This window comes from Pseudomonas acericola (SeqCode), from assembly GCF_053456465.1.
The window spans coordinates 106,690-118,631 of record NZ_JBRFJB010000006.1; the positions used below are offsets into that span (position 1 = coordinate 106,690).

General features: G+C 61.5%; 12 protein-coding genes and 1 pseudogene. 6 read left to right on the forward strand and 7 right to left on the reverse strand.

Annotated elements, in window-relative coordinates:
• Positions 1-95 precede the first annotated feature (95 nt).
• The gene (locus ACU688_RS21735) at positions 96-1,220 is read left to right on the forward strand and encodes a methyltransferase (RefSeq protein ID WP_448186353.1); all 1,125 of its coding nucleotides are present in this window, start codon (positions 96-98) and stop codon (positions 1,218-1,220) included.
• A gap of 65 nt (positions 1,221-1,285) precedes the next feature.
• Here ACU688_RS21735 and ACU688_RS21740 read toward each other — a convergent pair whose 3' ends face one another.
• Genes ACU688_RS21740 through ACU688_RS21750 form a run of 3 tightly spaced genes read right to left on the reverse strand, consistent with a single transcriptional unit; the run spans position 1,286 to position 3,914 of the window.
• Positions 1,286-1,453, reverse strand: a complete 168-nt coding sequence (locus ACU688_RS21740; protein WP_017737410.1) for a DUF2474 domain-containing protein — start codon at positions 1,451-1,453, stop codon at positions 1,286-1,288.
• 12 nt (positions 1,454-1,465) lie between these two features.
• Positions 1,466-2,473 carry a cytochrome d ubiquinol oxidase subunit II gene (cydB, locus tag ACU688_RS21745; RefSeq protein ID WP_017737409.1) on the reverse strand — a complete coding sequence of 336 codons (1,008 nt, stop codon included), beginning with the start codon at positions 2,471-2,473 and terminating at the stop codon, positions 1,466-1,468.
• Between the two features lies 1 nt (position 2,474).
• The gene (locus tag ACU688_RS21750; protein WP_017737408.1) at positions 2,475-3,914 is read right to left on the reverse strand and encodes a cytochrome ubiquinol oxidase subunit I; all 1,440 of its coding nucleotides are present in this window, start codon (positions 3,912-3,914) and stop codon (positions 2,475-2,477) included.
• Between the two features lie 317 nt (positions 3,915-4,231).
• Between ACU688_RS21750 and ACU688_RS21755 the strand changes: the two genes are divergently transcribed.
• A complete protein-coding gene (locus ACU688_RS21755; protein WP_448186354.1) occupies positions 4,232-5,473 on the forward strand; it encodes an MFS transporter in 1,242 nt (413 codons plus the stop codon).
• Here ACU688_RS21755 and ACU688_RS21760 read toward each other — a convergent pair whose 3' ends face one another.
• Complete coding sequence (locus tag ACU688_RS21760) at positions 5,474-5,920, reverse strand: DUF4879 domain-containing protein (protein WP_448186355.1); 447 nt, start codon at positions 5,918-5,920, stop codon at positions 5,474-5,476.
• Positions 5,921-6,142: 222 nt separating this feature from the next.
• Between ACU688_RS21760 and ACU688_RS21765 the strand changes: the two genes are divergently transcribed.
• Both ACU688_RS21765 and trmA read left to right on the forward strand, forming a co-directional pair.
• The gene (locus ACU688_RS21765) at positions 6,143-7,438 is read left to right on the forward strand and encodes an NCS2 family permease (protein WP_448186356.1); all 1,296 of its coding nucleotides are present in this window, start codon (positions 6,143-6,145) and stop codon (positions 7,436-7,438) included.
• The gene (gene trmA / locus ACU688_RS21770; RefSeq protein WP_448186357.1) at positions 7,435-8,514 is read left to right on the forward strand and encodes a tRNA (uridine(54)-C5)-methyltransferase TrmA; all 1,080 of its coding nucleotides are present in this window, start codon (positions 7,435-7,437) and stop codon (positions 8,512-8,514) included. Before ACU688_RS21765 ends, trmA begins: the two co-directional genes overlap by 4 nt.
• Positions 8,515-8,667: 153 nt before the next feature.
• Here the strand turns inward: trmA and ACU688_RS21775 are convergent, their stop codons facing one another.
• A complete protein-coding gene (locus ACU688_RS21775; RefSeq protein WP_448186358.1) occupies positions 8,668-9,150 on the reverse strand; it encodes a DUF2442 domain-containing protein in 483 nt (160 codons plus the stop codon).
• A pseudogene (locus ACU688_RS21780) lies at positions 9,129-9,558 on the reverse strand (DUF4160 domain-containing protein). The gene ACU688_RS21775 and the pseudogene ACU688_RS21780 overlap by 22 nt, the downstream one beginning before the upstream one ends.
• 240 nt (positions 9,559-9,798) lie before the next feature.
• On the opposite strand from ACU688_RS21780, the gene aroQ reads away from it, so the two are divergent.
• Positions 9,799-10,239 carry a type II 3-dehydroquinate dehydratase gene (gene aroQ / locus ACU688_RS21785; protein ID WP_448186359.1) on the forward strand — a complete coding sequence of 147 codons (441 nt, stop codon included), beginning with the start codon at positions 9,799-9,801 and terminating at the stop codon, positions 10,237-10,239.
• Positions 10,236-11,084: a shikimate dehydrogenase gene (locus ACU688_RS21790; protein WP_448186360.1), complete on the forward strand. Its 849-nt coding sequence runs from the start codon at positions 10,236-10,238 to the stop codon at positions 11,082-11,084. The genes aroQ and ACU688_RS21790 overlap by 4 nt, the downstream gene beginning before the upstream one ends.
• 148 nt (positions 11,085-11,232) lie before the next feature.
• Here ACU688_RS21790 and ACU688_RS21795 read toward each other — a convergent pair whose 3' ends face one another.
• Positions 11,233-11,898 (reverse strand): TetR/AcrR family transcriptional regulator, encoded by a 666-nt coding sequence (locus ACU688_RS21795; protein WP_017737399.1) that lies wholly within the window; start codon positions 11,896-11,898, stop codon positions 11,233-11,235.
• Positions 11,899-11,942 lie beyond the last annotated feature (44 nt).

Here is an 11,942-nt window from a genome sequence, read left to right on the forward strand (position 1 = left end):
GATGAAGCAGCCCCCGGGTGTCGCCTCGCAGTTCACTCAGACGGTTTGGTCGCCCACTGCCAAACACCCATCGATTACCCAGAGCCTCCCCCGCCATGCCCCTGCTCGAAAGCCCCTTCGCCCAGCTCGATCTGATCCGCCAGCCAGAACAACACAACGATCCGCTGCAAGCCTTCGATGCCGCCGACGAGTACCTGCTCAGCCACTTGGCGCAGCAGCAGCCGAGCGCCACGACGCGCGTGCTGGTGCTCAACGACAGCTTTGGCGCCCTGGCGGCCAGCCTGGAAGGCCACGTACAAGTGACCTCCAGCGGCGACTCGTTCCTCGCGGCCCAGGGGCTTGAGAAAAACCTGGCGCGCAACGGCAAGGCATTCGATGCAGTGCGGTTCATTCCAGCCAGCCAGGTACCGAACGGGCCTTTTGACCGGGTCCTGATCCGCGTCCCCAAGACCCTGGCGCTGCTGGAAGAGCAACTGATCCGCCTGCAAGGCCAACTGGCACCGGGCGCCGAAGTCATCGCCGGGGCGATGATCAAGCACTTGCCACGGGCCGCCGGGGAGTTGCTGGAGCGTTACATCGGACCGATGCACGCCTCGCTGGCCGTGAAAAAAGCCCGGCTGTTGATCGCCACCGTTGAGGATCGCCCGCTGGCGGTCTCGCCCTACCCGACCCGTTACATGCTTGACGCTCCCGCCATCGAACTGCTCAACCATGCCAACGTGTTTTGCCGCGAAGGCCTGGACATCGGCACCCGTGCCTTCCTGCCGCACCTGCCGAAAAACCTCGGCAGCGCCCGCGTCGCGGACCTTGGTTGCGGCAACGGTGTGCTGGCGATTGCCAGCGCCCTGCAAAACCCGGACGCGCAGTACACGTTGGTGGACGAATCCTATATGGCCGTGCAATCAGCGCAGGAGAACTGGCAAGCCGCCCTCGGCCAACGTGACGTGATCGTGCGCGCCGCCGATGGCCTGGCCGGCCAGGAGCCCAACTCGCTGGACGTGGTGCTGTGCAACCCACCGTTCCACCAGCAGCAGGTGGTCGGCGACTTCCTCGCCTGGCGCATGTTCCAGCAGGCACGGGAAACCCTGGTGGTGGGTGGCGCCCTCTATATAGTCGGCAACCGCCACTTGGGTTATCACACCAAGCTGGCACGCCTGTTTCGCGGCGTAGAACAAGTCGCCACCACGCCAAAATTCGTGATCCTAAAAGCGCGCAAATAAAAAAAACCTGCCGCTCTTGCGAGGGGCAGGGTTGAAAAGCCGGGCGGTCAAGCCCGGTTGGGATGTCAGTGCGTGCTCAGGCCCGCCGCGTTCATGAACATGCGCATCAGGCTGGCCACGACAAACAGGGCCAGCACGCTGCCGGTCCAGATCATCGCCAACCACCCCAGGCGCCGCCACAGTGGCTGTTTCTCGGCCTGTTCAATCTCGTGCAACGAAGGTTTGCCGGACATGAAACGACCCTCCTAGTGATAACCGTCTTCGTGGGTGACCTTGCCGCGGAACACGTAGTAGCTCCAGAAGGTGTAGCCCAGGATGAACGGGATGATGAACAAGGTGCCCACCAGCATGAAGCCCTGGCTTTGCGGCGGTGCGGCGGCGTCCCAGATCGACACGGACGGCGGGATGATGTTCGGCCACAGGCTGATCCCCAGGCCGCTGTAGCCGAGGAAGATCAGCACCAGCGTCAGCAGGAACGGCGTGTAGTGCGCATTGCGTGCCACGGCGCGGATCAAACCGTACAGGGTCACCAGCACCAGGATCGGCACCGGCAGGAACCAGAACAGGTTCGGCAGGGTGAACCAGCGTGCGGCGATTTCCGGATGCGCCAGCGGCGTCCAGATACTGACAATGCCAATCACCGCCAATAGCGCGAACGCCAGTGGTCGTCCCAGGTTGTGCATCTTTTCCTGCAACGAGCCTTCGGTCTTCATGATCAGCCAGGTGCAGCCCAGCAGGGCGTAGGCCACGATCAGCGCCACACCGCAGAACATCGTGAACGGCGTCGCCCAGTCCAGCGAACCGCCGGCGAACTGGCGGTCCACCACCGGGATGCCGTCGATAAACGCCCCCAGCGCCACACCCTGGAAGAACGTCGCCGCCAGCGAGCCGCCGATAAACGCCTTGTCCCACAGGTGACGCTTGTCATCCTTGGCCTTGAAGCGGAACTCGAAGGCCACGCCACGGAAGATCAGGCCGATCAGCATCAGGATCAGCGGCAGGTACAGCGCCGACAACACCACCGAATAGGCCAGCGGGAACGCGCCAAACAACGCCGCGCCGCCGAGCACCAGCCAGGTTTCGTTGCCGTCCCACACCGGGGCGACGGTGTTCATCATCACGTCACGGTCAACCTTGCCTGGGATAAACGGAAAGAGGATGCCGATACCCAGGTCGAAGCCGTCCATGACCACGTACATCATGATGCCGAAGATGATGATCACGGCCCAGATCAGCGGAAGATCAATACCCATCTCAATGCCCCTTGTGCTGGATGTGGGTGTGGTCGTCATCGCTGCCATCATCGGCGGCAGACAGAGGACGGGCTGGGGTGCGTTTCTGGCCAGGACCACCGTGGGTCGGCTCATCGCCTTCGTGGGTCTGCGGGCCTTTGCGCACCAGGCGCATCATGTAGCCCAGACCGGCACCGAACAGCGCGAAGTACACCACCACGAACAACACCAAGGTGATCGTCATCTGCACCAGGCTATGCCCGGACGACGCATCCGCCGTGCGCATCAGCCCGTAGACCACCCACGGCTGGCGACCGATTTCCGTGGTGAACCAACCGGCGAGAATCGCGATCAACCCCGACGGGCCCATCCACAACGCCAGGTACAGGAACGGCTTGGACGTGTACATCTTGTCGCCCCGGCGCAGCCAGAGGCTGAACAGACCGGTGAAGATCATCAGGAAGCCCAGGCCGACCATGACCCGGAACGACCAGAACACAATGGTCGAATTAGGGCGATCCTCAGGCGGGAACTCCTTGAGGGCCGGCACCTGTTTATCCAGGGAGTGGGTGAGGATCAGGCTGCCCAGGTAGGGGATTTCGACGGCGTACTTGGTCTTTTCCGCCTTCATGTCCGGCCAGCCGAACAGGATCAGCGGGGTCGGCTCGTTGCCTTTGTTTTCCCAGTGGCCTTCAATCGCGGCGATTTTCGCCGGTTGGTGCTTCAGGGTATTGAGGCCGTGGAAGTCACCGATCACCGCCTGGATAGGCGCAACGATCAGGGCCATCCACATCGCCATCGAGAGCATTTTGCGGATCGCCGGGTTGTCCTTGCCACGCAGCAAGTGCCAGGCGGCCGAGGAACCGACGAAAAACGCGGTGGCCACAAACGCGGCCGTGGCCATATGCGCCAGGCGGTACGGGAAGGACGGGTTGAAGATCACCGCCAGCCAATCGGTCGGAATGACGCGGCCGTCGATGATTTCGAAGCCCTGGGGCGTCTGCATCCAGCTGTTGGACGCAAGGATCCAGAACGTAGAGATCAACGTACCCACGGCCACCATCACCGTGGCGAAAAAGTGCAGCTTGCGCCCCACCTTGTTCCAGCCGAACAGCATTACCCCGAGGAAACCGGCCTCAAGGAAGAAGGCCGTGAGCACTTCGTACGTAAGAAGCGGCCCGGTGACGGCGCCGGCGAAGTCCGAGAAGCGGCTCCAGTTGGTGCCGAACTGGTAGGCCATGACCAAGCCAGACACCACGCCCATGCCGAAGTTGACGGCAAAGATCTTCGACCAGAAATGGTAAAGGTCGCGGTAGGTGTCGTTGTGGGTCTTGAGCCACAGGCCTTCCAGCACCGCAAGGTAACTGGCCAGGCCGATGGTGATCGCCGGGAACAGGATGTGGAATGAGATGGTGAACGCGAATTGAATTCGGGCGAGATCTAGCGCCTCCAAACCGAACATAAGTCTTCCTCTGTCAGGTAATACCGGCTGCTGGCGGGAGCCTGCACCCACTGCCCCCACGGATATGGAGTGTGTCGAATTTCAATTCGTTCTTTTTTTAACCAACCACGTAGGGAATCTGGCCTTGCGGCCGCCAGAGCAATCCCTGGGGAGGTTTTGATCTGGATCAAGCATTGCTGAAAGAGTAGTCCCATTTTCGCTGCAGGACGGCGTGGTCTTTTGCCGCGTGACAGACTGCCTCAGCTCAGTTTCAGCAACTATCTGTTACAACTTAATGCTAATCTCGGCCTCTCCTCCGGCCCTGACCTGAATTCCCGATGCCCAGTGAACCCGTGTTGCTGTTGCGCCACCACCGCCCTTTCATCGCGTTCTGGCTGGCGCGCATCTTCACCGCCAGCGGTTTCCAGATGCTCACCGTGGCCATCGGCTGGAACCTCTACCAACTGACCGGCAACGTGCTCGACCTCGGCTTGGTCGGCCTGGTGGAGTTCGTCCCGCGTGTGCTGTTCATGCTGCACACCGGGCATGTGGCCGACCGCTATGAACGGCGCAAGGTCGCGGCCATCTGCCAGACCGTGCAGGCGCTGATTGCGCTGTCGCTGGCCATTGGCGGCCTGACCGGCAACGTCACCCGCGAGATGATCTTTATCCTCGCCTTCCTGCTCGGCGCCGCACGCTCGTTTGAAATGCCCACCACCCAGGCGTTGCTGCCGAGCATCGTGCCCAGCGCGTTGTTCCCGCGCGCGGTGGCGTCGTCGCAGTCGGCCCAGCAACTGGCAACCATCGTCGCGCCGGCCCTCGGCGGTTTGCTTTACGCGTTTGGCAGTGTGTGGGTGTATGGCCCCACCGTGGTGCTGTACCTGATTGCCTGCGGGTTGACCCTCAACCTGCCCGCCCGCCAGACCCCGCTCAACAAAGGCAAGGCGACCCTGGATTCGCTGCTGGCCGGCATCCGCTTTATCCGCAGCCGCCCGGACATCCTCGGCGCCATCTCCCTGGACCTGTTCGCCGTGCTGCTGGGCGGCGCCACCGCGTTGTTGCCGGTGTTCGCCAAGGACATCCTGCTGACCGGCGCCTGGGGCCTGGGCCTGTTGCGCTCGGCGCCAGCGGTGGGCGCGTTGTTGATGTCGTTGTGGTTGGCGCGGTTCTCGGTAGACCGCCACGTCGGCCGCGTGATGTTCACCGCCGTCGGCGTGTTTGGCGTGGCGACCATTGCGTTCGGTCTGTCGACCTCGTTCTGGTTTTCATTGGCGGTGCTGGTGGTGCTGGGCGCAGCGGACATGATCAGCATGGTGATCCGTGCGTCGTTCGTGCAGTTGGAAACACCGGATGAAATGCGCGGGCGGGTCAGCGCGGTCAACGGCCTGTTTATTGGCGCGTCCAATCAGTTGGGCGAGTTTGAATCGGGGATTACCGCCCACTGGTTTGGCACCGTGCCAGCGGTGGTCATGGGCGGGATTGGCACGCTGATCGTGACCGGTACATGGATCAAGCTGTTCCCGACCCTGGCCAATCGCGACCGCATGCATGTGCCGGTCGAGGAAGTGGCGAAGGTCTGATCAGCGGATATTGAGCAGCGTTTTCAGGGTGTTCTGCGGGCCGTTGATCGACGAATTGCTGTATTCAAACCAGCCCGGGGCTTCGACATTCAGGTCGAACACATAGATGTAGCCCATCAACGTGCCAGCGCCGTTGCACACCTCGCTGACGCTGCCAACCTGGCACACCGGCGTGCGCTGGCCGTTCAGCTCGGCGCCATCAAAGCGGCCCACGGGGTTGTTGCCCAGGCCGACTTCCATCACCGAGACCTTGGTGGGCCCACGATGGGTACACATCTGCGTGCCTTGCGCGCGTTCGGGAATGGTTTCGGTGCAGCGCGCCGACTCGACCTTGAACACCCGCACCTCGCTCAAGGGCGGTGCAGTCGCGCCCCACACCGGTGCCGAGCCAAGCCACAGGCCGAGACAAGGGATCAGAGCTAGACTCCACGCGTTGGCTTTTTTCATGCTGTCGATGACCCTGATTTGAACGTCGGCGCAGTATGCCTCAAGGCCATGATCCTGAGGGATTGTTCACAAGGGCGAGGCCGACCACCACAGGGCCTCGGCTGCTGGTATGATGCGCCGCTTTTTCCGATCCTCTCTGAAACCACAGGCGCTTGGCGCAGTTTGTGCTTTGACTTAGAGGTCAACAAATCACGACGCAAAATAGCGTCACAGGGAGCCGGCATGCTGGAAAAGCTGTTTCAACTCAAAGCCCACAACACCAATGTGCGCACCGAGATTCTCGCGGGTATCACCACATTCCTGGCGATGGCCTACATCCTGTTCGTCAACCCGAGCATCCTCAGCCAGACCGGCATGGACAAGGGCGCGGTCTTTGTCGCGACCTGCCTGGCGGCGGCCATCGGTTCGACCGTGATGGGCCTGATCGCCAACTACCCGATCGCGCTCGCGCCGGGCATGGGCCTCAATGCCTTCTTTACCTACACCGTGGTCCTGCACATGGGCCATACCTGGCAGGTGGCGCTGGGCGCGGTATTCATTTCGGCGGTGTTGTTCTTCCTGCTGTCGATCTTCCGCATCCGTGAGTGGATCATCAACGCCATCCCCCTGCCCCTGCGCTCGGCGATTGCTGCGGGTATCGGCCTGTTCCTGGCGTTGATCGCCCTGCACAACGCCGACATCGTCGTCAGCAACCCGGCCACCATGGTGGGCCTCGGTGACCTGACCAAGGCAGCGCCGATCCTTGCCACCCTCGGTTTCGTGCTGATCGTCGCGCTGGAAGCCCTGGCCGTGCGCGGCGCGGTGCTGATCGGCATCCTCGCGGTGACCATTGCGTCCATCGCCCTGGGCGTGACCCCGTTCGGCGGCGTGGTATCGATGCCACCGTCCCTGGCCCCGACCTTCCTGCAACTGGACATCAAGGGCGCGCTGGACATCGGCCTGGTCAGCGTGATCTTCGCCTTCCTGTTCGTGGACCTGTTCGACAACTCCGGCACCCTGATCGGCGTTGCCAAGCGCGCCGGCCTGATGGGCAAGGACGGCCACATGCCAAAAATGGGCCGTGCGCTGATCGCCGACAGCACCGCCGCCATGGCCGGTTCGCTGCTGGGTACGTCGACCACCACCAGCTACATCGAATCCGCTGCGGGCGTGAGCGCCGGCGGCCGTACCGGCTTGACCGCCATCGTCGTGGCGATCCTGTTCCTGCTGGCGCTGTTCTTCTCGCCATTGGCAGGCAGCGTCCCGGCATTCGCCACCGCGCCCGCGCTGCTGTTCGTGGCCGTACTGATGACCCAGGGCCTCGCGGAAATCGACTGGGATGACATCACTGTTGCAGCGCCGGTGGTGATCACCGCCCTGGCGATGCCGTTCACTTACTCCATCGCCAACGGCATCGCCTTCGGTTTCATCGCGTGGACCGCCATCAAGCTGCTTTCGGGCCGCTACCGTGAGCTGAACCCAGCGCTGGTGATTCTGTCGATTCTGTTTGTGATCAAGCTGGGCTGGTTCAACGCATGACTTTTGACGCCGCAAGCTACACCGCTCAACTGCAAGACAAGGTCACGCGCTTGCGTGACCTGTTGGCCCCGTTCGATGCGCCTGAGCCACAGGTATTCGACTCGCCGCTGCAGAACTTCCGCCTGCGGGCGGAGTTCCGCCTGTGGCGCGAAGGCGGTGATCGCCACTACGCGATGTTCTCCCAGGACGACAAGCGCACGCCGATCCTGATCGAAGAATTCCCCATCGCCAGCCTGCGCATCAACCAGTTGATGCCGCAACTCAAGGCCGCCTGGCAAGCCAGCGCCGCCCTGAGCCACAAACTGTTTCAGGTGGAGTTCCTCACCACCCTGGCCGGCGACGCGATGATCACCCTGTGCTATCACCGCCCGCTGGACGAGCACTGGCACACCGCCGCGAACAAACTGGCGGCAGACTTGAACGTGAGCATCATCGGCCGCTCCAAGGGCAAACGCGATGTGATCGGCCAGGACTACGTGGTGGAGAAACTCGACGTCGGCGGTCGCACCTTCAGCTATCGCCAACCCGAAGGCGCGTTCACCCAGCCCAACGGCACCGTGAACCAGAAGATGCTCAACTGGGCGTACGAAGCGCTGGGCGATCGCCCGGATGACCTGCTGGAACTGTACTGCGGCAACGGCAACTTCACCCTGCCCCTGGCAACCCGCGTGCGCAAAGTGCTGGCCACCGAGATCAGCAAGACCTCCGTCAATGCCGCCCTGAGCAACCTCGATGAAAACGCGGTGGATAACGTCACCCTGGTGCGCCTCTCCGCCGAAGAACTCACCGAAGCCCTGAATGAAGTGCGCCCGTTCCGTCGCTTGCACGGCATCGACCTCAAGCGCTACGAATTCGGCAGCGTGTTCGTCGACCCACCGCGAGCCGGCATGGACCCGGACACCTGCGAGCTGACCCGGCGCTTCGATAACATCCTGTACATCTCGTGCAACCCGGAGACATTGGCGGCGAACATCGCGCAACTGCATGACACGCACCGTATTACCCAATGTGCGATGTTTGACCAGTTTCCGTGGACGCACCATATGGAATCAGGTGTGCTGTTGACCCGTCGCTGAATCTTACAGCCACCACCAATCCTCCTGTAGGAGCGAGCTTGTGTGGGAGCTGGGCTTGCCCGCGATGCAGGCACCTCGGTGTATCAGTGATACCGGGGTGATGCTATCGCAGGCAAGCCAGCTCCCACACAAGCCGGCTCCCACATTGGATCTTCATGCGTCAGTTGAATCGTCGGGTTTCGTCGTGTCCTTGCGTGGCCGCCCGCCCTTCTTGCCATTGGCACGGGCAGCGGCAGCCTTGGCGGCGCTGCGCTTGCGACCGTTGCGCGCGGCCACCAGGCTCACAGCCAGGTCCATCAGGGGCTGGCTCGTGGCAATCAGGCCAGTGATGGAAACGTCCAGGTCGCGGGGTTCACAGCACAGGGCCTTGCCGCCAAAACCGACCTCCAACTGCTGGAAGTCCTCCAAGGAAAACCCCTCGAACTCGGGAAGGCCCGCCACGGGCAGCGACACCTGGCTGCCGTCGCTGAAGCCGATGGAAATACGCTTGTCTTCATAGCTGACCGAGCTGGCGCGGGCGTACAAATTCCGTGTCTTGCGGCCCCGGGCTATCGCTTTATCGATATCGGCCTCGGTGAGCGGCACGTAGGGCCGGACTTTGGCTTTTACGACTTTTACAAATTTATCTTCACCCATACTGGAATCCTCACCAGATTCAAAATTGTCTGCTGCCCCACAGCATCGTGCCAAGCCCGTGCAATTACATGAACACCCGGCCGGATGACCAGTCCCGGCACCACTTCATCCGCCCCCAAGTCCCAGGAATGGTTCTCCAGGCAAACCGTCTGAATTTTCTCCCACCAAATCCTTCGCGCCCGCGCCAGATAATGCCGCTGCATCAACGCAGCGCGAATACCCAGCAGAACCGCACCGGGCGGCCGCCGCCGTTCAGGGTCCACATCCCACAACTCCACGCTGTCATCCAGAAAGCTGAAACGAAAGCGCGCATTCCCAACCCGCGCCTCTGACATGAACATGCGGCGGGCAATGTTCATCCCTGAGCAACACTGAAATCACAAATCCTTTGTAAGTGCCTATTCGCATCGTAACCCATCCGTTAGGTTATTTTCCGCCCGGTAACAATTTCGCCTTTGTCACCCGACAACCGGCTCCAAAATCCTGGAGCTTTTCACAGACTAGTAACCGGGAACCAAGCGTCGAACGCCGTGTTGTTACCGCGCATAACCGTTCGGTAATCGAACATATCCTCTGCCGTCGATTGACCAAATTAACCATTCAGTACATTTTACTTCCACAACTAACAATAACTGTGGAGACCCTCCCATGCCGCCTATCGTACTGGTGCTCAACGGCCCCAACCTCAACCTGCTCGGCACCCGTGAGCCTGCAACCTACGGCCATGAAACCCTGGCCGACATCGCCGCGCTGTGCGGACGCAGCGCCGACAAACTCGGACTCAAAATCGAATTCCGCCAGACCAACCACGAAGGCGAACTGCTCGACTGGATCCACGGTGCGCACACCCGTTGCGCCGGTATCGTGATCAACCCGGCCGCGTGGACGCACACCTCCGTCGCCATCCGCGACGCTTTGGTGGCCAGTGAAGTGCCGGTAATCGAAGTGCATTTATCCAACGTGCACGCCCGTGAAGCGTTCCGTCATCACTCCTTTGTGTCGCCCATCGCCAAGGCCGTGCTGGCCGGGTTTGGCAGCCATGGCTACCACTTGGCCCTTGAACACTTCAGCCAGGTGTTGAACGCATGAAGCCGCGCATTCTCGCCGGCCTGATCGGTTCCGGCATCCAGGCTTCGCGCACCCCCGCCCTGCATGAACAGGAAGGCGATGCCCAAGGCTTGCGCTACCTGTATCGCCTGATCGACCTGGACCCGCTGCACCTGAACGTCGATGCCCTGCCCGACCTGCTGGACGCCGCCGAGTTGATGCAGTTCACCGGGCTGAACATTACCTACCCGTGCAAGCAGGCGATCCTGCCGTTGCTCGATGAATTGTCCGACGAGGCGCGCGGCATTGGCGCGGTGAATACCGTGGTGTTCAAGGATGGCAAGCGCATCGGCCACAACACCGACTGCCTGGGATTCGCGGAAGGTTTTCGGCGTAACTTGTGTGATGTCGTGCGGCGGCGGGTAGTCCAGATGGGCGCTGGCGGCGCAGGTGCGGCGGTGGCCCACGCGCTAATGGCCGAAGGTGTCGAACACTTGAGCATTTTCGACCTGGACAACACCCGCGCCCAGGACCTGGTGGATAACCTCAGCCAGCGTTTCGGCCCGGGCCGCGCCCAGGTCGGCGGCCACTTGGAAAATGCCATGGCTGAGGCCGATGGTGTGGTCAACACCACGCCGATGGGCATGGCCAAGCTGCCGGGCACGCCGGTTCCCGCAGCCTTGCTGAGGGCCGAACTGTGGGTGGCCGAAATTGTGTATTTCCCGCTGGAAACAGAGCTGCTGCGTGATGCCCGGGCCCTGGGTTGCCGCACGCTGGATGGCGGCAATATGGCGGTGTTTCAAGCGGTGAAGGCGTTTGAGCTGTTCAGTGGCGAAGCGCCTGATGCGCAGCGGATGCTGGCGCACTTTCAGGCCATGAATAACTAAGGGTGCAAACCCAATCCAATCTGTGGGAGCTGGCTTGTCGGGTCGCCGCATCGCTGCGATAGCGGTGAGTCAGCCAAAAATGTGTATCTGACAGACCGCTATCGCGGGCTAGCCCGCTCCCACAGGGGTTGTATGCCAATCTGAAGATTCAGGCCTGCAGGTACCGCATCACCGACTCACAAATCATGTCCCGGTGCCGTTGCTTGATGGCCTCATCCGACAGCTCGATCTGAAAAATCTCACTGAAGGTATGGCGGTTTGAGACCCGGTAAAAGCTGAACGAGTTGATCAGCAGGTGCACATCCAACGGCTCCAGCCCCGCACGAAATACGCCCATCTCCGCCCCACGCCGCAACGTCGCGCCGAGGGCTTCGAGGATGTTGCTGTTCATCGCCTTGATCGACTCCGAACGCTTCACGTACTCGGCGTTGTGGATATTTTCGATGCTGACGATGCGCACAAAATCCACGTTCTGGTCGTGGTGATCAAAGGTGAACTCCACCAGCCGGCGAATCGCTTCACGCGGTTCCAAGGCAGTCAGATTCATGCGGGTTTCAGTGTTGCGGATGTCGCCGTAAAGCTTCTCCAGCACCTCGACGTACAACTGCTCCTTGCTGCCGAAGTAGTAATAGATCATGCGTTTGGAGGTGTGGATGCGCTCGGCGATGGCGTCCACGCGCGCGCCGGACAGGCCTTGTTGGACAAACTCGACGATTGCTTCCTGCAGGATGTTTTCGCGGGTCTTTTCCGGGTTGTTCTTACGACTCTTGCGCGGCGTTTCGGACGCAGCGGAGAGGTCGGGAGTCAGGGTCATGGTGCGCTCACGGCCGTTTTTATTGTGCAGGCGCCGATTATGGG

Coding starts and splice junctions, on each gene's coding strand:
- ACU688_RS21735 (WP_448186353.1), top strand. CDS start 96: ATGCCCCTGCTCGAAAGCCCCTTCGCCCAGCTCGATCTGATCCGCCAG.
- ACU688_RS21740 (WP_017737410.1), bottom strand. CDS start 1,453: ATGTCCGGCAAACCTTCGTTGCACGAGATTGAACAGGCCGAGAAACAG.
- cydB (WP_017737409.1), bottom strand. CDS start 2,473: ATGGGTATTGATCTTCCGCTGATCTGGGCCGTGATCATCATCTTCGGC.
- ACU688_RS21750 (WP_017737408.1), bottom strand. CDS start 3,914: ATGTTCGGTTTGGAGGCGCTAGATCTCGCCCGAATTCAATTCGCGTTC.
- ACU688_RS21755 (WP_448186354.1), top strand. CDS start 4,232: ATGCCCAGTGAACCCGTGTTGCTGTTGCGCCACCACCGCCCTTTCATC.
- ACU688_RS21760 (WP_448186355.1), bottom strand. CDS start 5,920: ATGAAAAAAGCCAACGCGTGGAGTCTAGCTCTGATCCCTTGTCTCGGC.
- ACU688_RS21765 (WP_448186356.1), top strand. CDS start 6,143: ATGCTGGAAAAGCTGTTTCAACTCAAAGCCCACAACACCAATGTGCGC.
- trmA (WP_448186357.1), top strand. CDS start 7,435: ATGACTTTTGACGCCGCAAGCTACACCGCTCAACTGCAAGACAAGGTC.
- ACU688_RS21775 (WP_448186358.1), bottom strand. CDS start 9,150: ATGGGTGAAGATAAATTTGTAAAAGTCGTAAAAGCCAAAGTCCGGCCC.
- aroQ (WP_448186359.1), top strand. CDS start 9,799: ATGCCGCCTATCGTACTGGTGCTCAACGGCCCCAACCTCAACCTGCTC.
- ACU688_RS21790 (WP_448186360.1), top strand. CDS start 10,236: ATGAAGCCGCGCATTCTCGCCGGCCTGATCGGTTCCGGCATCCAGGCT.
- ACU688_RS21795 (WP_017737399.1), bottom strand. CDS start 11,898: ATGACCCTGACTCCCGACCTCTCCGCTGCGTCCGAAACGCCGCGCAAG.